The organism is Roseateles sp. P2_H4 (assembly GCF_056403315.1).
This window is the reverse complement of the sequence record NZ_JBFUFR010000033.1, coordinates 1-18,562: the sequence shown is the minus strand read 5'-3', so window position 1 is coordinate 18,562 and position 18,562 is coordinate 1. Positions and strand designations below refer to the sequence as shown.

Here is an 18,562-nt window from a genome sequence, read left to right as displayed (position 1 = left end):
GGCGTCATCAGAAGGACGACCAGTCGCCTTGGGCTTCGGCCGCGGCTGCAAGGGCTGGTGCGCGCGGCGTGAAGGGGCGGGCGGGCGGCTTGTCCGGCTTGGCAGCAGGTGCAGCAGCCTTGGCCTTCGGTCTGGCGGCCGGCTCCGTATGCGCCGCTGACAAGGCGCCGACGTTGAAGACCGCCACCGCTTGGGACAGCTTCTGGGCCTGGTGCTTCATGCTCTCGGCCGCGGCGGCGGACTCCTCCACCAAGGCAGCGTTCTGCTGGGTGACCTGGTCCAGCTGGGTGACGGCATTGCCCACCTGCTCGATGCCCTGCGTCTGCTCGTGGCTGGCCGAGCTGATCTCGCCCACCAGGTCGTTGACGCGCTGCACCTGGGCGACGATCTCGTGCATGGTCTTGCCGGCATCACTGACCAGCCGGGAGCCGGCGTCCACCTTCTCGACGCTCTGGCCGATCAGCGTCTTGATCTCCTTGGCGGCCTGGGCGCTGCGCTGCGCGAGCGTGCGCACCTCGCCCGCCACGACGGCGAAGCCGCGCCCCTGCTCGCCGGCCCGGGCCGCTTCGACGGCGGCGTTCAACGCCAGGATGTTGGTCTGGAAGGCGATGCCGTCGATGGTGCCGATGATGTCGGCGATGCGCTTGGAGCTTTCGGTGATGGCCTCCATCGTCGTGACGACGTTGTGCACCACCTCGCCGCCACGCGTCGCGACCTCACGGGCGTTCTGCGACAGCTGCGCGGCCGCGCGGGCGTTGTCGGCGTTCTGGCGCACGGTGGAGGTCAGCTCTTCCATCGACGCGGCGGTCTGCTGCAGATTGGCCGCCTGCTCCTCGGTGCGCTGGCTGAGATCGGTGTTGCCGGCCGAGATCTGCGTGGCGGCCGTCGAGACCGACTCCACGCCGTGGCGGACGTCCGACACGATGTGACGCAGCTTCACGACCATCTGGCCCAGCGCCTGGGACAGCTTGGCAATCTCGTCGCGGCCCTGGGCCGTGATGTCCTGGGACAGGTCGCCGCCGGCCACGGCCTCGGCCAGGCGCACCGCCTCGTTCAGCGGGCGGGTGATGGCGCGGGAGATGGTGAAGCCCAGGCCGATGGCCACCAGCGTCGCCAGGCCGAGGGTCACGGCCAGGTAGACGCCGCTCTTGCTGAACTGGGCCTGGGCCTGGCTGGCATCGGCCTTGGCGCCGTCGTCGTTGAAGCTGACCAGGGCGACGATGGCGGTCTGGGCCTCGTCGAACAGCTTGGACGTCTGCGCGACGGCGGTGATCGCCTCCTCGCGCTGCCCCTGCTTGGCCAGGTCCAGCGCCTTGTCGGCCGCGCTGGCGTAGGTGGCCCATGCCTTGGCCGCCGCCTCGTAGAGCTGCTTCTCCTGGGCGTCGAGGAGGAAGTCCGAGTAGTCCTTGCTGGCCTTGTCGAAGGCCCGCACCGATTCCTTGTAGCGCTCCAGCACCGCGGCGTACTCGTCGGGTTGGCTGACGGCGACGCGGTATTCGCGCGTGCGGACCCGGGTCGCCGTGGTGGCCATCCTGCCGCTGTCGCGCACACCCGCCACGCGGTAGACCAGGATCTTGTCGGTCTGCTCGTAGATGTTGGACATCTGCAGCCACGACAGCGCCGCGAGCAAGGCCATCAGGGCCAGCACGGCGGCGAAGGCTGCGCCCAGCTTGCCTCGGACGGTCAGGTTGCTCAGGAAGTTCATGTCGATCTCCTTCAGGCGGTGTGAGGCAGGTTGCGCACGGGTGCTGGCCTCGTATCGGTTACCTGCAGTGTCATTCAAATTGAATGAAACAAACAAAGTAAATAAATCACACCTACTGCATTAAATGAAGAGAATTGGGCCGTATCCGGTCCTCGCGCCTCACAATTGCCCCATCGAGGTGCTGTCGTGAGGAGCCTGTGCCAGAGGACCTGCCAAGCGTGTCGTTCGAAGAGGGGCTGCGCCGTTGCCTGGGCCGCGTCGAGCTCTACGACCGCATCGCGCGCCGCTTCCTCGACACCCGCGTCGGCGACGCCGACCGGGCAAGGGCGGCCCTGGTCCGCGGCGACCTCGAGGTCTTGCGCAAGGTCTCGCACGACCTGACGTCCACCGCCGGCACGCTGGGCGCCAGTCGGCTGTCCGCCGCCGCGCAGGCCCTGCAGGAGGGCGCCGATGACGGCACGGACAGCGTCGGCCTGAGCCGCCTGCTGGACGCCTTTGCCCTGGAGCACCGCTGCGTCGTCGGCGTGCTGGAGTCCTATGCGCGCGGCGAGGTCGATCTGCGCGCCATTGCCCAAAGGAAGTAGTCAAGTGCCCGAGACCCGCAGCCCCCCGGAGCGCCGCTCCTACTCCACCGCCCATGTCGCCAAGCGCATGGGCGTGTCCATTCCCACCGTGCAGCGCTGGGTGGACGCGGGCCAGTTGCTGGCCTGGAAGACGCTGGGCGGCCATCGCCGCATCGACGCCGACAGCGCCGACGAACTGATCAGCCGGCATTCCGGAGCGGCCGTGGGGCCGGCGCCTGCCGAGGCGGCCCTCAACATCGTCATCGTCGACGACAACCCGGACGATCGCGACCTGCTCGCCGCTCTGGTCGATGAGGCGTTTCCGGGGGCGTCGGTGACGGTGGCCGACAACGGCTTTGTCGGCCTCGTGGCCATAGGCAAGACACAGGCGGATGTCGTCATCACCGACATCCAGATGCCCCATATGGACGGCCTCGAGATGCTCAGGCAGCTCGCCGCCAGCGAAGGCCAGAGTCCGCGTGCCCTGGTGGCCGTGACCAGCCTGACGCCCCGCCAACTGGCGCAGCGCGGTGAACTGCCCGGCGCCGTCCAGTACATGCGCAAGCCCATCGTCGATCCCGTCGCCTTCATCCGAATTCTGAAGGCCGTGGTCGACGGTGCGCGCTGAGCCCCATCCAGCGATCCCCCACCCATGTTCAAGACCCTGCGCTCATCCCTGTACACGATCGGCTTGACGGCGGTCGTCACCATCCTCGCGGTGCTGGCCTTCGCGCTGTGGAGCTTCGAGTCGCTGGGGCGCAGCGCGGCCCAGGCGCAGGACTCCTCGGCGGTGGTGGCCAATGTGCTGCCGCCGCCGCTCTATCTGATCGAAGCCCGGCTGGTGCTGTCGCAGACGGTCGAGGGCACGCTGCCGGTCGCGACCGGGCGGGCCGAGCTGCAGCGGCTGGCCGCGGAAAGCCGCCGCGAGCTCGCCGCCTGGACGGCCGGCGGACCGCCGGAGCTGCAGCGGCTGATCGCCGGCGACGTGGCGCGCACCAGCCAGCAGATGTTCGACGGCGCGGCTCGCGTCATTTCTGCGGCCGAGGCGGGCGACGCGGCCCGGGCGCGTGCGGAACTCGCTGGCGTGCAGTCGGTCTATGAGACCCATCGCCGGGCCATCGACGCCGTGGTCACCGCGGGGCGGCACGAGGAGAGCCTGGCGGTGGCCGCCTTCGACCGTACGCGCCGTGACGGCGTCTGGGCGTTGCTGGCCCTGGCCTTCGTCTTCCTGTTCGCGGCCGCACTGAGCTATGCCCGGGCCCTGCGTTCGGTGCTGCAGCCGGTCGAGGAATGCCTGGCGCTGGCCAACCGCGTCGCCGACGGCGACCTGCATCCCGAGCAGCCCAGTCCGCGGACGGACGAACTGGGCCAGTTGCAGAACGCGCTGGGCCGCATGACGGATAAGCTGGCCACCGGCCGCGAGAACCTCGTGCGGGCGCGTGACGCGGCCGAGCAGGCCGGCCGGGCCAAGGCCGACTTCCTGGCCAACATGAGCCACGAGATCCGCACGCCGATGAATGCCGTGCTCGGGCTGACCCACATCGTGCTGCGCACGACGCTGACCACCCGCCAGCGTGACTACCTGGAGAAGATCCAGGGCGCAGGCAAGTCGCTGCTGCGCCTCATCAACGACATCCTCGATTTCTCCAAGATCGACGCCGGCAAGCTGGAACTGGAGAGCGCGCCTTTCGAGCTCGACCCCGTCTTCGACGAGATCGCGACGGCCTTGAACACGCTGATCGGCGACAAGCCCGTGGAGCTGGTGGTCTGCCGCGGCGACGGCGTGCCCAACGCCTTGCTTGGCGACGCGCTGCGCCTGAAGCAGGTGCTGCTGAACCTGTCGGCCAACGCGGTGAAGTTCACCAGCCAGGGCGAGATCTGCATCAGCGTCGCGCGCGTGGCGGATGGCTCGGCCGATGAGTCGACCGCGCCGGCGATCCGGTTTTCGGTGCGGGATACGGGCGCCGGCATCCCCGTGGAGGCGCAGCCGCAGCTCTTCCATGCCTTCAGCCAGGCTGACAGCTCGACGACGCGCAAGCATGGCGGCACCGGTCTGGGCCTGGCGATCAGCCAGCGCATCGTCGCGCTGATGGGCGGCAACATCGAGCTGCAGAGCACGCCGGGCCATGGCAGCACCTTCAGCTTCTCGGTCGCGCTGCGGGAGCCCGCCGCCGGCGCAACCCCGGCCGCTGAGGCACTGGAGCGGGCCGGCGCGACGCGCCACATGCTCAAGGGTATGAACGCCCTCGTGGTGGACGACAACTTCACCGCCCGTTTGACGATGGTGGCCATGCTGCGCTCCTTCGGCATGAGCGTCGTCGAAGCCGCTTCGGGCACGCAGGCGCTGGAGGTGGCCCGCGTGGCTCAGGCCAAGGGCCAGCACTTCGCGGTCGCATTGGTGGACTGGCGCATGCCCGACCTGGACGGCTTCGCCGTCGTGGATGCGCTGCGGGGCTACGACTCGCTGTCGTCGGCCTCCTTCATCATGGTGTCGGCCTACGACCGCGACGTGGTGGAGGCGGCCATGCCCGAGCACGCACCCGACGGCCTGCTGCAGAAGCCCGTGACGCCCTCGACGCTGCTGGACACGCTGTATGGCGTCATCGTCAGGGGCGGTCTCGCCACCTACGAGCCGGCGCCGCAGCAGCTTGCGCCGGTGGCCCAGCTGAGCGGGCGCGTGCTGCTGGTCGAGGACAACGACATCAACCAGCTGGTGGCCGTCGAACTGCTTGGCGCCTTCGGGCTGGAGGTGCTGGTTGCCGACGACGCGATCCAGGCGCTGGAGCAGCTGAAGCGGCACCGCTTCGACGCCATCGTCATGGACGTCCAGATGCCCGGCATGGACGGCTTCGAGGCCACCGGCATCATCCGCCAGCTGCCGGATTGCCGCGAGTTGCCCATCATCGCGATGACGGCCAATTCGCTGGCCGGTGAACGCGAGAAATGCCTGGCCGCGGGGATGTCGGACTACCTCTCCAAGCCCATCGAGCCGGAGCTGCTGGCGCAGTGCATGGCGCGCTGGATGCCGGCCCGGGAGGCCGCCACCGCCTGAAGGTTCAGACGTGCATCCAGGCCGCGCCGCCCAGGGCCATGCCGACAAGGCCGGCGACGATCGTCGCCCACTCCATCCAGCGCTTCTTGGTCAGCAGCGTGATGGCGGCCAGCGCGATGGAAACCTGCAGGGCCGTCGTCGCCTGGGCCCAGCGGTGATGCAGATGGATCTGCTCGGCGCTCATCTCGTCGAAATGCTTGGACTCCGCCTCCAGCTTCTCGGCGTTGAGCTTGATCTCGTTCTTTTCCTTCTCGTAGCGCGCGATCTTGTCGCGGTACTTGGCCTTCTGCTCTTCGTTGTTGCTCAGGTCCAGGGCCAGCTCTGACAGGTTCTGCTTGCTGCTCTTGGACTGGAAGAAGGCCCATTGGTTGCTGGCCTCGGTCTTCTTGATGGCCGCGTCGTTCTTGTACAGGGCGGCGTTCACCTGCGTCACGCCACCCGTGTAGGAGAAGAAGGCACCGACGGTGGCCAGGATGGCCGTGATGACGGCCAGCTTGCCGGCAAAGCCCTTGGGCTCGTGCTGGGCGGCGTGCTCCAACTCGTGGTCGTGAGGGCCGTGGACGTGGAAGCCGTGTCCGGACATGGGGGTCTACCTCAGTTGTGGGAATGGGTGCGAGAGGATCTGCGCGGGCGCAGGGCTAGACGCGCGACGCCGCCTGGGCTCGTGCCCAGGCCAGGCGCGCAACAACGCCATGCGCCCGCGCAGACCCTCTCCCTAAGGGTTGTCACTCAAAAACCCGCGCGCGGCGTTGCGACGCCTCACTGGGGACGACCCCAGCTTCGACTTCGCGCCTTGCTCGCGGACTTTTGAGTGGCAACGCATCCATTCCCACAGCTGAGGTAGACCCTATTCCTTGCGTAGGTAATCGACGAAGTCGAAGCGCATGCCGTTGGCGCTGAGGCGCGGCTCACGGGCTGCTTCGGTGAATTGCTCTCGCGGCCAGGCCGGGAAATGCCTGTCCGCATCAGGGTAGACGACATCCACCTCGGTCAGCGCCAGCTTGTCAGCCAGTGGCAAGGCCAGCGCATAGATCTCGCCGCCGCCGATGACGCAGACCTCGGGTGCGGCTGCGCAGGCCGCGAGGGCCGCGTCCAGGCTGGTGAAGACCTCGGCGCCGGGCAGCTCGCTCACCGAGCGGCTGACGACGAGATTGCGCCGGCCGGGCAGGGGGCGGAACTTGGCCGGTATCGAGTCCCAGGTCTTGCGGCCCATGACGACGGGCTTGCCCACGGTCAGCGCCTTGAAGCGCGCCATGTCCTCGGGCAGATGCCAGAGCAGGGCATTGTCGCGCCCGATGGCGCCGTCGCGGGCCACGGCCGCGACGAGAGTGATCCGGCTCATACCGCCACCGGCGCCTTGATGGCCGGATGCGGGTCGTAGCCGCTCAGCTCGAAGTCCTCGTACTCGTAGTCGAAGATGGACGCCGGCCGGCGCTTGATCGTCATCGTCGGGTAGGGCCGCGGCTCGCGGGCAAGCTGGGTCTGCACCTGCTCCACGTGGTTGTCGTAGATGTGGCAGTCGCCGCCGGTCCAGATGAAGTCGCCGAGCTGCAAGTCGCATTGCTGGGCCAGCATCATGGTCAGCAGCGCATATGAGGCGATGTTGAAGGGCACGCCGAGGAAGATGTCGGCGCTGCGCTGGTAGAGCTGGCAACTGAGCTTGCCGTCGGCCACGTAGAACTGGAAAAAGGCGTGGCAGGGCATCAGCGCCATCTTCGGCAGCTCGGCCACATTCCAGGCGCTGACGATGATGCGGCGCGAATCCGGGTTGGACTTCAGCGTCTTGACGACGTCGGCGATCTGGTCGATGTGCCCGCCGTCCGGCGTCGGCCAGGAGCGCCACTGCACGCCGTAAACCGGGCCGAGGTCGCCGTCTTCCCGCGCCCACTCGTTCCAGATCGTCACGCCGCGCTCCTGCAGCCATTTGACGTTGCTGTCGCCGCGCAGGAACCACAGCAGTTCCAGCACGATGGACTTCAGGTGCACCTTCTTCGTCGTCACCAGCGGGAAGCCCTGGGCCAGGTCGAAACGCATCTGGTGGCCGAACACGCTGCGCGTGCCGGTGCCGGTGCGGTCGCTTTTCTGTACGCCATGCTCGTAGACATGGCGCATGAAATCTTCGTATTGCTGGGGAGGGCGGGGCGGAGCAGTCATGGACGGCATTGTCTCTGCTCGGACGAAGTGGCCCATCCAGAGGGATGCGCGCCTTGCCTCACTTCATGGTGTCTGTGACGCGGTGCTGCGGTGCGGGCGCGTGTTCGCCACTTTGACTGCTGCCGGTGATTCCGAACTTCAAACTTACCGGGTCCGAACGTAAACCGGGATAGTTACACGCGCCCCGCAATTCACGTGGATGATTGGTTTTGTTTGCAGTCCCGGGAATTCGAGTTGATTGGCCAAGGCAGGATAGTGGCGTTTCATGAAATCTCGCGCGCGATCAATGTCGTCCGAGTATTTTATGGCCAACCTGCCGCTCTCTTGAGAATATTCCACATCGCCCACATAAATTACCTTGCCGGCAGGGGCGTGAAACGACAGTACTTGGTCGTCGCCGCACGGGCCATACGCTTGGCCAAAAGCGCCCCCACTGATGCCTTCGGGAAGAATGAGTTGAATATGATATTCGTTCGGAAACATTGCGGCGGAAACTCTTCCCACAATGTAGCCTTCTTCCGGGTAGGTGTTTATGGCCGCCATGGCGCCAATTTTTACTTTCCCTTCAATGATTTCGCCAGGTGCAATTGCTACTCGAAAGCGGGGTTTTGCACCCAGGACAATGATCGCGTCTTGTGAATTGTGGGCAAGCGTCGCAGATTTCTCGAGATTGCTAAAGCTGACGCAACCCGTTGTAGAGAAAATTGCGCAAATAGAAAGTATGACGAGGAACGTTCTCATTGGCTATGGAGTGGAAAGACAGTCAATAAAGCTGCAAGCGCCAGCATCGGGGTCAGACGCCACGCTCGCACGCTTGAGGTTTAGGAGCTCCGGGCCGACTCGAGAGACGTCTGCTCGCGTCAGATCTCAAATTTAACTCCATCAGTTTCCAGCCCAAACTGCATCGCCGCCAGCTTGGCATACAGCCCGCCGCGCGCGACCAGCTCCTCATGCCGGCCGATGTCGACGATGCGCCCCGCGTCCAGCACGACGATGCGGTCGGCCTTCTGAATTGTTGCCAGCCGGTGCGCGATGACCAGCGTCGTGCGGTGCTGCATCGCGGCCTCCAGCGCCGCCTGCACGACGCGTTCGCTTTCGGCGTCCAGCGCACTGGTGGCTTCGTCGAGCAGCAGCAGCGGCGGGTTCTTCAGCATGGCGCGGGCGATGCTGATGCGCTGGCGCTGGCCGCCCGAGAGGCGCACGCCGCGCTCGCCCAGGAAGCTGGCGTAGCCCTCGGGCAGGGCGCGGATGAAGTCGTCGGCAAAGGCGGCCTTGGCTGCGGCCATGACCTCTTCGTCGCTCGCCGTCGGCCGGCCATAACGAATGTTCTCCATCGCCGTCGTCGAGAAGATGACGCTGTCCTGCGGCACGACGCCGATGCTGGCGCGCAGGTCGTTGAGGCTCAGCTCGCGGGTCTCCACGCCGTTGAGCCGGATCGAGCCGGACTGCGGGTCGTAGAAGCGCAGCAGCATCTGGAAGACCGTGCTCTTGCCCGCGCCGCTGGGGCCGACGAGGGCGACCGTTTCGCCAGCCGCGACGCTCAGGCTGAGCCCGTCCAGCGCCGGCGTCGCGGGCCGGGAGGGATAGTGGAACTGGATGGCATCGAACTCGACGCGGCTGCCACCGGTGGTCACGGTCAAGGCGCTTGGTTGGGCGGGCTCGGCCACCGGTGAGCGCGCCTCCATCAGCTCGATGAGGCGCTCGGTGGCGCCGGCCGCGCGCAGCACATCGCCCCAGACCTCAGCCAGCACGGCCACGCTGCTGACGAGCAGGGTCACGTAGACGACCGTCTGGCCCAGATGGCCGGCCGTGATCTTGCCGGCCACAACGGCCTGGGTGCCTTGATACAGGCCCCACAGCATCGCGCCGAACACCGCCGTGATGATGAAGGCCACCATGAAGCTGCGGATGCGGGTGCGCTTGCGGGCGGTGTCGAAGGCGGCCTCGCTGGCGGCCGAGAAGCGCTTGGCCTCGGCGGCCTCCTGGGTGTAGCTCTGCACGACGGTGACGGCGTTCAGCACCTCGGCGGCGATGGCCGAGGTGTCGGCGACGCGGTCCTGGCTGGCTCGCGACAGCTTGCGCACGCGGCGGCCGAAGTACAGCGCCGGCGCCACGATCAGCACCAGGATGCCCAGCACCTGGCCCATCACATAGGGGTTGGTGACGACCAGCATCACCAGCGCGCCCGTGCCCATGACGATGTTGCGCAGGCCCATGGACAGGCTGGAGCCGACGACGGTCTGCACGACGGTGGTGTCGGTCGTGATGCGAGACAGCACCTCGCCGGTCTGCGTCGTCTCGAAGAACTCGGGGCTCTGGCGCAGCACATGGGTGTAGACGGCATTGCGCAGGTCGGCGGTGACGCGTTCGCCCAGCCAGGTGACCATGTAGAAGCGCGAGGCCGAGAACAGGCCGAGGGCGGCGCCGACGCCGAACATCGCCAGGAAATGCTCGCGCAGCGCCATCAGCCGCTCGCCGGGATCGCCGGCCGAAAAGCCCGCATCGATGAGGCCGCGCAGCGCCAGCGGGAAGGCCAGCGTGGCCATGGCCGACAGCAGCAGGGCCATGAAGGCCATCGCGATGCGGCCGCGGTAGGGCCGCAGGAAGGGCGCCAGGCCGCTCAGGGAGCGGGCCTGCTTGGCGGCGGGGCGTTCGGAGGAGGAACTCATGGGGTTACAGCTTTTTCCCGTTCAGCACGGCGCAGGTGCGGGCCAGCATCGCGTCGTCAAGGTCCTGGTGGCAGAGCAGTTGCAGCACATGGGTGCGCCAGCGTGCGCCGTGGTCGTCGTGGAAGTCGGGCACACCCGGCCAGACGCGGTCCCAGCGGAACACCGCACAGCCGGCGGCGCGCAGTGCGGCATAGGTGGGCTCGGCATCGTCCACCCACAGCGGCATCACATAGGGCGCGGCCTGTGCGGGCAGGGCGCCCAGCAGCGGCCGAGCGCCTGGCAGGTCCTGCGTGAGTCTATGCAGCGTCTCGTAATTGGCGCGGCGGCGCGCGACGATGCGCTGGCGTGGCAGGCCGAAGAGCTGCCGCGTCAGCGCGGTCGGGGCCTGTTCGCTGCGGCCCAGGTCGCATTCGGTCATGTGGTCGGCTTCGCTCAGCACGCGCGGCGGGGCGCTCGCGGCCGGCGGGCGCGGCGGGCCGTTCTTCAGGCGGAAGAGGGCGCCCAGCGCCGTGTTCAGGCCGGTCAGGCGGCCCTGCTCGCTGCCGCGCTCCAGCAGGTCCACCCAGGCCTTGATCTGCTGCCTGGCACCGGCCGGCTGCAACGTCTGCGCGGGCAGCGGCTGGGCCGAGGCCAGCAGGCCGCCTTCCGAGACCGGGAAGAACTTGGACACGCTGGCCGTCGCCAGGTCACCCCAGTTGCCGATGGGACGCTCGCCGGCCTGGCCGAAGAAGCTGTGGGCGCAATCCTCCACCAGCGCAATGCCGTGCCGGTCGCACCAGGCTCTCGCGACGGCCAGCGAGCGCGGCAGGCCGAAGAGCTGGGCCACCACCAGCGCGCGCGTGCGGGGCGCCGGCGTGATGGCGTCCAGCGCCGGCAGGCCATCGGGGCCGAGGGGATAGAACTGCACGGCCGCACCGGCCGCACGCAGCGGCGCGACCAGCGTGGGGCAGTGGTAGCTGGGGGCCAGCACGCTGTCGCCGGCCTGCACGCCCAGCGCCTTCATCGCGGCGAACAGGGCGGCGCGGCCGCTGGTCAGCAGCCGGGTGTGGGGCAGGTCGTCGACGGCGGGCAGGCCGGCGGCGCGCTCGCCTGAGAGGTTGTCCCAGCCAAAGGTGGGACGTGTGGGTTGACGGGCAGTAGGCGAAGACATGGGCGGCGGATTGTGGGTCACGGCAGTGGTGGGCGGCCCGCGTAGCCGGTCAATTCCAGATAGCCGGCGCCCAGTGGCCGCTTTTCGGCGTCGAACAACTGGGCCGCGCCTTCCCAGTAGACGAGGCCGCTGCTGTGGCGTGCATCGATCTCCTGGGCGTCGAAATAAGTGCTCAGCAGCATCTCGCCGGCGGGGCTCTTCAGCCGCCATTCGACCGGGTAGCGGGCGCCGGTGGCCGGGCTGGTCCAGTGCCGCGTCGGCTGCATGTCGACCTCGTCGGGCGTGAAGCTGCGGTCGGGCTGGCCGGGCGTGCGCAGGCTGCCGCCGGCCCAGTCGCGGCTGCCGTCCTTGCGGCGCAGCTGGAACAGGGTCAGCGCGCGGCCGTCGTGCAGGTTCAGGCCCAGCCAGTCCCAGCCCACCGCCTGGCCCAGCAGGCTGTCGCTCCACTCATGGTCCAGCCAGGCGCGGCCGGCGAGGCTGTGGCGCTGGCCATCCAGCGTCAGCGCCGCCTGGGCGGCGAGCTGGGGGCGGGTGTAATAGCGGCTGAACTGCGCGGCATCGGGGCCCTTGCGCGAGAGGCCGGCATCGCCTTGCAGCAGCGGCGCATCGGGCGCGGCCAGTTTCAGCTCCAGGGCGAAGCCGGGGCCGCTGAAGGCGGCGCGGTAGCCGTCGCCGCTGCGCTTCAAGCTCCAGTCGCGCAACCTGACGTCGCAATCGCCCGTCATGGCGTGCACGGCGCCGGGCAGGGCGCGCAGCAGGCGCTGGCCGTGGCGCTGCTGCTTCGCGCCGAGGTCGGACAGGGCGACATGGCCGAGCAGCAGCTGCTTGGCCGCCAGGCCGCTGGGATGGTCGGCGGCCGCGGGGCCGGGCAGGCGGAAGAAGGTGAGCTGGTAGCCGAAGCGTGGTGGGCCGCCAGCGTCGCCGAGCAAGCCAGTGAGATACCACCACTCGATGTTCTGCTGCGGATGCGCGCCGAAGTCGGCCGGGAATTGCAGAGCGGCAGCTCGGGCCTGCAAGGGCAGCGCGGCGAGCAGCAGGGCACGGCGTTTCATCAAGCGTCCTCCCGAACTGCGCGCACGGCGTCGGCACCCAGCGCGCGCCGGCCGGCCAGCAACGAGGCACCGACGGCCGCGGCAAAGGCCAGGCCGACCAGGGCGGCCAGTCGCGCCAGCGGCAGATGCATCTCCATGCTCCAGTGAAAACTCTGCGGGTTGACGACGTAGACGAGGATGGCGCTCAGGCCCAGCCCCAGCGCCAGGCCCGCGAGCGCGCCGGCGCCGCCCTGCAAGCTCGCCTCGATGAGCAGCAGCCGCATCAGCTGGCGCCGCGACAGGCCCAGATGCCGCAACAGGCCGAACTCGCGGCGTCGCGCCAGCGCCTGGGCCGACTGGCTGGCGATGACGCCGAACAGGCCGACGGCCAGGGCGACGGCCTGCAGCCACAGGGTGATGGCGAAGCTGCGGTCGAAGATCTTCAGCGACAGCGCGCGCAGTTCGCCGGCGGCGGCCATCTCGACGTTGTCGCCGCCCAGCTGGCGCACCACGGCGCGCGCGCTGTCCAGCGTCTGCCCCGGCGCCAGCCACAGTGCCAGCTCGGTGGTGGTCGTGTCGCCGCTGGCGCGGCGGTAGTCGGCCAGGGCCATCCACAGTGCGGTGTTCTGGCGCGAGTAGTCGCGCCAGACGCCCTGCACCTGCAGCTGGACGGTGCGGCCGCTGTCGACCAGTTCGGCCTGGAAGACGCGGCCAGGCTGCAGCCCGTCGCGGTCGCGCCCGGCTTCGTTGACCCAGACGGGCAAGGCGCCGGGCGCCGCAGCGCCCTGCCAGCGCTCGATCAGGGGCAGGCTGCCGGTCTCGACGTCGCGCGTCGTCAGCGCCACCGGGTCTGCCCCCGCTGCCAGGCGCAGCCGGGCGGTGCGCTGCGGGATGGCACGGGCGACCTGGGGCAGGCGAGGCAGGGCTTCCAGCAGCGCCGCGGGGATGGGCGCCGGGACGCCGTCGCCGATGCGAAGTGCGCTGCGCACATAGAGGTCGGCCGGCAGCGCATGGTCCAGCCAGCGCATCAGCGACTCGCGGAAGCTGCCGATCATGACCGTCATCGCCACCGCCAGGGCCAGCGCGACGAGGACGCCGGCGAGCGAGCGGCGCGCCTCGGTCGCCTGGTCGCCGCTGCGCTCGCGGGCCAGCAGCAGCAGCGCCCCTTGTGCTCTTGCCGGCAGCCGCGACAACAAGGCGGTCAGGCCCTGCACCAGGGCCGGCACCAGGGCCAGGCCGCCCATCATCAGGAAGAACATGGCCAGGTAGGCGGCGACGGGGGTGTCGTTAAAAAGAGGGGGCAGCCAGGACAGCGCTRCACCCAGGGCCAGCAGCGCGAGACCGGCCCAGGCTGGCAGCGTGCGACCGGCGGGCAGGCCCAGGCCCTTGAGCACGAGGGCGGGGGCGATGCGGCGCACCGTCAGTGCCGGCGCCAGCGCGGCGAGGAGAGCCGCGGCCAGGCCCAGGGCGCCATAGACCACGGCGGGCAGCAGCAGGGGCTGGTTGAACAGCAGTTCGGCTGACGAATCGTTGGCGCCGTGCAGGCCGAGGTCGCTGCCCATCAGCTTGAGCGCTCCGGCCGCCAGGCCCACGCCCAGGGCCAGGCCCAGCAGCGTGCCGGCGACGCCGATGACCGCGCCTTCGGTCAGGATCAGGCGCCAGCGCATGCGCGCGGACACGCCCAGCACGCCCACCAGGGCCCATTGCGGCAGGCGTTGGGCGGTGGCCAGCGACAGCACGGCGTAGACGAGGAAGCTGCCGGTGAACAGCGCCATCAGCGCCAGCAGGCCGAGGTTGACGCGGTAGGAGCGCGTCATGTCGGACAGATGGGCGCCGACATCGGTCGGCGGCGTGGCCTGCCAGCGCGTGGGCAGGCGGGCGGCCCAGGCGCTCGCGTCCGTGCCGGGCGCGAGCTGCACGTCGATGCGGTCCAGGCTGCCGACGCGGCCGAACAGCGCCTGGGCATCGGCGATGTCGAGCACGCCCAGCGGGGTGTTGTCGGCAGCGACGCGGCCGCCGATGCTGAGCTCGATGTCGCGCGGCGTGCCACCGCCGGGCAGGCGCAGCGTCAGCTTGGTGGCGCCAGCGGGCAGCAGCTTGCGGGCGGCGCCGTTCAGGTGCACGGCGTTGGCGCCCATCAGGCCGGTGATGCCGCCGTCGACCTGTGGCGTCAGCTCGGGCGCCAGCGGTTGGCCGGCGGCGGCCGAGGCCAGCAGGGCCAGCGGGTCCAGGCCGATGAGGTGGATGGACAGGCCGCGTCCGCCGGGCCCGACCTGGCCGGGCCACAAGGCCAGCGCCTCGACGACGGGGCTGGCGGCAGCGACCTCGGGGCGGTTCAGCAGCTCGACGAGATCGGCATCGGTCAGCGCGCCGGAACGCGCCTTGACCACCAGGTCGGGCTGGCCGTTGACGCCGCGCGCCGCCCGTGCGAACTCGGCGAGGGCGGCGCCATTGAGCAGGTGCACACCGAAGGCCAGGGCGACGCCGAGCATGACGGCGACGACGGCGAGCAGGACGCGGCCGGGCTGGTCACGCCAGGCGGGCCAGCTGAAGTGGCGCCACAAGGTCATTCCGCGTGCAGCCCGCTGGCGTCCAGCCGCAGCCGCCGGTCCGTGGCCTCGGCCGCGCGCTCCGAGTGCGTGACGAGCAGGCAGGCCGCGCCGGCCTCCTGCGTGCAGCGCCGCAGCAGTTCCAGCACCTCGCCGGCATGGCGAGGGTCGAGGTTGCCGGTGGGCTCGTCGGCCAGCACGAGGCGCGGGCGGTGGACCAGGGCGCGCGCGATCGCGACGCGCTGCAACTGTCCGCCCGAGAGCTGGCGCGGCATGCGTGCCGCCAGCGGGGCCAGTTCGACCGCGGCCAGCATCTGGCGCACGCGTTCGTCGTCACGCTGGCCCAGCAGGCGCAGCGGCAGGGCGACGTTGTCGGCCACGTTCAGATGGGGCAGCAGGTGGAAGGCCTGGAAGATGAAGCCCAGCTCGCGGCGGCGCAGCGCCGAGCGGGCGTCGTCGTCGAGGCTGCGCAGGTCCTGGCCGGCCAGCGTGATGGAACCGGCGTCGGCCTCGTCCAGGCCGGCCAGGCAGTTCAGCAGCGTGGACTTGCCGCTGCCGGACTCGCCGAGCAGGGCGACGATCTCGCCGGCCTGCAGGTCCAGGTCCACCTCGGAAAACACCGCCACCTCGCCATAGGCCTTGGACAGGCGGCGTGCACTCAAAAGACTCATGGACCGGATTCTGGGTCCTGTCGAGCGGCGTTCGCCCGACCCTTGGGTGGCGCGAGCTTGACGCCGCGTCGTGCCAGGGCCTCGCGCAGCAGCAGTTCGGCCTGCGCGTTGGCGCTGCGCAGCTCCGTCGCCGCGAGCCGCTCGACCTCGGCCCACAGCGCGGGGTCGACGCGCAGCGGGAAGGACTTCTTGTCGGGGCTGGCCATGCCTGCAGGATCAGGTGTACAGCGTGCCCGTGTTCACCACGGGTTGGGTTTCGCGATCCGAACACAGCACGACCAGCAGATTGCTGACCATGGCCGCGCGACGCTCGTCGTCCAGCACCACGATGTCGCGCTCGCTCAGCCCCTTGAGAGCGGCCTCGACCATGCCGACCGCGCCCTGCACGATCTTGCTGCGGGCGCCGACGATGGCCTCGGCCTGCTGGCGGCGCAGCATCACCTGGGCGATCTCGGGGGCATAGGCGAGGTGGCTGATCTTGGCGTCCAGCACGTCGACACCGGCATCGTGGAAGCGGGCCTGCAGTTCGGTGCGCAGGGCTTGCGCCACGGCGTCCTGGCCGCCGCGCAGCGTCACCTCGCCGGCGTCGACTTCGTCCGCATGGTCATAGGCATAGCAGGCGGCCAGGTGGCGGATGGCGGCTTCGGCCTGCACGCGCACATAGCCCTCGTAGTCGTCGACCTGGAACAGCGCCTGGGCCGTGTCGCGCACCCGCCAGACGACGACGGCGGCGATCTCGATGGGGTTGCCGCGCTGGTCGTTGACCTTGAGCACCGGCGCGTTGAGGTTGCGGTCGCGCAGGGAGACGCGCTTCTTGAGGGCCAGCGGGTTGGCCCAGCGCAGGCCGGCGCCACGGTCGCTGCCGGTGTAGGCGCCGAACAGCGTCAGCGCGGCGGCCTGGTTGGGGTTGAGCATGTACAGGCCGATCAGCACGAAGAGGCCGGCCAGACCGAGGGGAATGCCATAGAGCGGCAGGCCGCGCGTCAGCATGAACAGGCCTGCGCCGACGAGCGCCAGGCCCACGACGGCCATCAGATAGCCGTTGCTGGCCAGCGCCGGCTTCTCGGTCACCAGGGTGCGCGACGGGGAGTGATTGGGCATGGTGAACCTGTCTCAAAAGTGAATCAAAGTGATATCACTTTAGCGGGGCTTTCCGGCGGGCGCAAGGACTTTCTAGCCCATCAGTCTTTGCAGGCCCGCCAACAGCTCGGCGATGGGCTGGGGGCCGTCGCAGGCGATGACGCGGCGCTGGGGCATGCTGCGCAGCCAGGTGATCTGGCGCTTGGCCAGTTGGCGGGTGGCGGCGATGCCGCGCTCGCGCAGGTCGGAGAAGTCTTCGCTGTCGAGGGCTTCCCAGGCTTGGCGATAGCCCACGCAGCGCATGGACGGCAGGGCCAGGCTCAGGTCGCCGCGGGCGCGCAGCGTCTTCACTTCGTCGACAAGACCTGCTGCGAGCATGACGTCGAAACGCTGGGCCAGGCGTTCGTGCAGCCAGGCGCGGTCGGTGGGCTCGAGCGAGAACAGCGGCCAGTCCACACCTGCGTCACGCGAGGCGGCGTGCAGTGCGCTCAAGGGCCGGCCGGTCAGGCGGATGACCTCGAGGGCGCGCTGGATGCGCTGGCTGTCGTTGGGCGCCAGGCGGGCGCCGGTCTCGGGGTCAAGCCTCGCCAGCTCGGCATGCATGGCCGGCCACCCGACCTGGGCCGCCTCGGCGTCGATGGCCGCGCGCAGTTCGGCATCGGCCTGGGGCAGGGCGGAGAGGCCGTCGAACAGGGCCTTGAAGTACAGCATCGTGCCGCCCACCAGCAGCGGCAGCCGGCCGCGTGCGCTGATCTCGGCGGCAAGCCGCTTGGCATCGCGCACGAACTCGGCGGCCGAGTAGCTCTCGGTCGGGTCGAGGATGTCGATCAGGTGGTGGGGCGCTGCGGCCTGCTCGGGGGCCGTGGGCTTGGCCGTGCCGATGTCCATGCCGCGGTAGACCAGGGCCGAGTCGACGCTGATGATCTCGACCGGCAGCACCTCCGCAATCGCGAGGGCCGCCGCCGTCTTGCCGCAGCCCGTGGGGCCGGCAAGACAGATTGGGGTCAGAACTTCTCCCATGGAGCGAGGTAGCGCCATTGGCCGACGGGCAGGTGGCCCAGCGGGATGCGGCCGATGCGCACGCGCTTCAGGCCGACGACCTTGAGGCCGACCAGCTCGCACATGCGGCGGATCTGGCGCTTCTTGCCCTCGCGCAGCACGAAGCGCAGCTGATGCTCGTTCTGCCAGCTGACCTTGGCCGGCTTGAGCTCCTCGCCGTCCAGTTCCAGGCCGTGGTTGAGCAGGGCGAGCTTGTTGTTCGACAGCGCCGCATTGGGCAGCGTGCCCTCGGGCACCGGCTCGGCCCCGGGCAGGCCGACGAACTCGACGCGCACGAGGTATTCCTTCTCCACGTCGGAGTCGTCGCCGATCAGCACGCGGGCGATGCGGCCGTCCTGGGTCAGCACCAGCAGGCCGGTGGAGTCGATGTCCAGCCGCCCCGCGGGCGCGAGATTGCGATGGTGGCCGGCGTTGGGCTTGATGCCGGAGGCATCTTCCGTCCAGCGGTTCTCGGGCTGGAAGAGCACGACGGCCGGCTCATAGCCGTCCTCGGCCTGGCCGGAGACATAGCCGATGGGCTTGTGCAGCAGCACGGTGACGAGCTGGGCCTGCTGGTTGCGGGCGGCCGGGTCGATGTCGATCTGCACGTCGGGGCCGACGCGCTGGCCGAGCACGGCGACCTTGCCATTGACGCGCACCCAGCCGGCGGCGATCCAGTCGTCGGCCTCGCGGCGCGAGGCGAGCTTCAACTCGCCCATGCGCTTGGACAGGCGCTCGCCGTCCTCGGGTGCCACCTCCCGGGCCGGGTTGCGGCGCTGCTGAGGGCGCTGCGGCGGCTCGAAGCCGGGGCCGCGGTTGGCGACGCGGCGCTGGTCGACGCGCGGCGGGCGGTCCGAAGGCGGGCGCTCGTCCGGCCGGGCACGGGGGGCGCGCTCAGGG

At 69.5% G+C, this 18,562-nt stretch carries 17 protein-coding genes; 3 read left to right on the top strand and 14 right to left on the bottom strand.

The genetic code is table 11. From position 1 onward, the window contains the following. Window positions 1-7: 7 nt before the first annotated feature. Complete coding sequence (locus tag AC1DW3_RS22325; protein WP_477935001.1) at window positions 8-1,705, bottom strand: methyl-accepting chemotaxis protein; 1,698 nt, start codon at window positions 1,703-1,705, stop codon at window positions 8-10. A gap of 218 nt (window positions 1,706-1,923) precedes the next feature. Here AC1DW3_RS22325 and AC1DW3_RS22320 point away from each other — a divergent pair, with 218 nt between their 5' ends. From AC1DW3_RS22320 to AC1DW3_RS22310, 3 genes are read left to right on the top strand one after another with little or no spacing between them, the layout of a single operon-like run. Then, entirely contained in the window at window positions 1,924-2,289 is a 366-nt protein-coding gene (locus tag AC1DW3_RS22320) for an Hpt domain-containing protein (RefSeq protein ID WP_477934999.1), read from the top strand. 4 nt (window positions 2,290-2,293) lie between these two features. Further along, a complete protein-coding gene (locus AC1DW3_RS22315; RefSeq protein ID WP_477934997.1) occupies window positions 2,294-2,896 on the top strand; it encodes a response regulator in 603 nt (200 codons plus the stop codon). Window positions 2,897-2,920: 24 nt separating this feature from the next. Next, window positions 2,921-5,320: a hybrid sensor histidine kinase/response regulator gene (locus AC1DW3_RS22310; RefSeq protein ID WP_477934995.1), complete on the top strand. Its 2,400-nt coding sequence runs from the start codon at window positions 2,921-2,923 to the stop codon at window positions 5,318-5,320. 4 nt (window positions 5,321-5,324) lie between these two features. Here AC1DW3_RS22310 and AC1DW3_RS22305 read toward each other — a convergent pair whose 3' ends face one another. From AC1DW3_RS22305 to AC1DW3_RS22245, 13 genes are all read right to left on the bottom strand, one after another. Then, the gene (locus tag AC1DW3_RS22305) at window positions 5,325-5,903 is read right to left on the bottom strand and encodes a DUF4337 domain-containing protein (protein ID WP_477934993.1); all 579 of its coding nucleotides are present in this window, start codon (window positions 5,901-5,903) and stop codon (window positions 5,325-5,327) included. Between the two features lie 264 nt (window positions 5,904-6,167). Next, a complete protein-coding gene (locus tag AC1DW3_RS22300) occupies window positions 6,168-6,662 on the bottom strand; it encodes a dihydrofolate reductase (protein WP_477934991.1) in 495 nt (164 codons plus the stop codon). Further along, window positions 6,659-7,474 (bottom strand): thymidylate synthase, encoded by an 816-nt coding sequence (locus AC1DW3_RS22295; RefSeq protein WP_477934989.1) that lies wholly within the window; start codon window positions 7,472-7,474, stop codon window positions 6,659-6,661. The genes AC1DW3_RS22300 and AC1DW3_RS22295 overlap by 4 nt, the downstream gene beginning before the upstream one ends. A 144-nt stretch (window positions 7,475-7,618) precedes the next feature. Continuing rightward, window positions 7,619-8,215, bottom strand: coding sequence for a hypothetical protein (locus AC1DW3_RS22290; protein WP_477934987.1), 597 nt, complete (start codon window positions 8,213-8,215; stop codon window positions 7,619-7,621). Between the two features lie 119 nt (window positions 8,216-8,334). After that, on the bottom strand, window positions 8,335-10,143 hold the full coding sequence (locus AC1DW3_RS22285; protein WP_477934985.1) for an ABC transporter transmembrane domain-containing protein: 1,809 nt from the start codon (window positions 10,141-10,143) through the stop codon (window positions 8,335-8,337). A 4-nt stretch (window positions 10,144-10,147) separates the two neighbouring features. After that, the gene (locus tag AC1DW3_RS22280) at window positions 10,148-11,293 is read right to left on the bottom strand and encodes a DegT/DnrJ/EryC1/StrS family aminotransferase (protein ID WP_477934983.1); all 1,146 of its coding nucleotides are present in this window, start codon (window positions 11,291-11,293) and stop codon (window positions 10,148-10,150) included. A 17-nt stretch (window positions 11,294-11,310) separates the two neighbouring features. Beyond that, a complete protein-coding gene (locus tag AC1DW3_RS22275) occupies window positions 11,311-12,345 on the bottom strand; it encodes a lipocalin-like domain-containing protein (protein ID WP_477934981.1) in 1,035 nt (344 codons plus the stop codon). Continuing rightward, window positions 12,345-14,894: an ABC transporter permease gene (locus AC1DW3_RS22270; protein ID WP_477934979.1), complete on the bottom strand. Its 2,550-nt coding sequence runs from the start codon at window positions 14,892-14,894 to the stop codon at window positions 12,345-12,347. Before AC1DW3_RS22270 ends, AC1DW3_RS22275 begins: the two co-directional genes overlap by 1 nt. Then, window positions 14,891-15,544, bottom strand: coding sequence for an ABC transporter ATP-binding protein (locus AC1DW3_RS22265; RefSeq protein ID WP_477934977.1), 654 nt, complete (start codon window positions 15,542-15,544; stop codon window positions 14,891-14,893). Before AC1DW3_RS22265 ends, AC1DW3_RS22270 begins: the two co-directional genes overlap by 4 nt. Then, complete coding sequence (locus tag AC1DW3_RS22260; protein WP_477934975.1) at window positions 15,541-15,750, bottom strand: type II toxin-antitoxin system antitoxin; 210 nt, start codon at window positions 15,748-15,750, stop codon at window positions 15,541-15,543. Before AC1DW3_RS22260 ends, AC1DW3_RS22265 begins: the two co-directional genes overlap by 4 nt. A 10-nt stretch (window positions 15,751-15,760) precedes the next feature. Then, the gene (locus AC1DW3_RS22255; protein WP_477934973.1) at window positions 15,761-16,645 is read right to left on the bottom strand and encodes an SPFH domain-containing protein; all 885 of its coding nucleotides are present in this window, start codon (window positions 16,643-16,645) and stop codon (window positions 15,761-15,763) included. 72 nt (window positions 16,646-16,717) lie between these two features. Further along, window positions 16,718-17,644 carry a tRNA (adenosine(37)-N6)-dimethylallyltransferase MiaA gene (miaA, locus tag AC1DW3_RS22250; protein ID WP_477934972.1) on the bottom strand — a complete coding sequence of 309 codons (927 nt, stop codon included), beginning with the start codon at window positions 17,642-17,644 and terminating at the stop codon, window positions 16,718-16,720. Then, a partial coding sequence (locus AC1DW3_RS22245; protein WP_477934970.1) for a pseudouridine synthase occupies window positions 17,629-18,562 on the bottom strand: 934 nt, incomplete at its 5' end. The genes miaA and AC1DW3_RS22245, both read right to left, overlap by 16 nt.

Excerpts from the sequence above, each read along its gene's own strand:
- AC1DW3_RS22275 (WP_477934981.1), bottom strand. The coding sequence starts at position 12,345 with ATGAAACGCCGTGCCCTGCTGCTCGCCGCGCTGCCCTTGCAGGCCCGA.
- AC1DW3_RS22325 (WP_477935001.1), bottom strand. The coding sequence starts at position 1,705 with ATGAACTTCCTGAGCAACCTGACCGTCCGAGGCAAGCTGGGCGCAGCC.
- AC1DW3_RS22305 (WP_477934993.1), bottom strand. The coding sequence starts at position 5,903 with ATGTCCGGACACGGCTTCCACGTCCACGGCCCTCACGACCACGAGTTG.
- AC1DW3_RS22290 (WP_477934987.1), bottom strand. The coding sequence starts at position 8,215 with ATGAGAACGTTCCTCGTCATACTTTCTATTTGCGCAATTTTCTCTACA.
- AC1DW3_RS22255 (WP_477934973.1), bottom strand. The coding sequence starts at position 16,645 with ATGCCCAATCACTCCCCGTCGCGCACCCTGGTGACCGAGAAGCCGGCG.
- AC1DW3_RS22280 (WP_477934983.1), bottom strand. The coding sequence starts at position 11,293 with ATGTCTTCGCCTACTGCCCGTCAACCCACACGTCCCACCTTTGGCTGG.
- AC1DW3_RS22285 (WP_477934985.1), bottom strand. The coding sequence starts at position 10,143 with ATGAGTTCCTCCTCCGAACGCCCCGCCGCCAAGCAGGCCCGCTCCCTG.
- AC1DW3_RS22265 (WP_477934977.1), bottom strand. The coding sequence starts at position 15,544 with ATGAGTCTTTTGAGTGCACGCCGCCTGTCCAAGGCCTATGGCGAGGTG.
- AC1DW3_RS22300 (WP_477934991.1), bottom strand. The coding sequence starts at position 6,662 with ATGAGCCGGATCACTCTCGTCGCGGCCGTGGCCCGCGACGGCGCCATC.
- AC1DW3_RS22310 (WP_477934995.1), top strand. The coding sequence starts at position 2,921 with ATGTTCAAGACCCTGCGCTCATCCCTGTACACGATCGGCTTGACGGCG.
- AC1DW3_RS22260 (WP_477934975.1), bottom strand. The coding sequence starts at position 15,750 with ATGGCCAGCCCCGACAAGAAGTCCTTCCCGCTGCGCGTCGACCCCGCG.
- AC1DW3_RS22295 (WP_477934989.1), bottom strand. The coding sequence starts at position 7,474 with ATGACTGCTCCGCCCCGCCCTCCCCAGCAATACGAAGATTTCATGCGC.
- miaA (WP_477934972.1), bottom strand. The coding sequence starts at position 17,644 with ATGGGAGAAGTTCTGACCCCAATCTGTCTTGCCGGCCCCACGGGCTGC.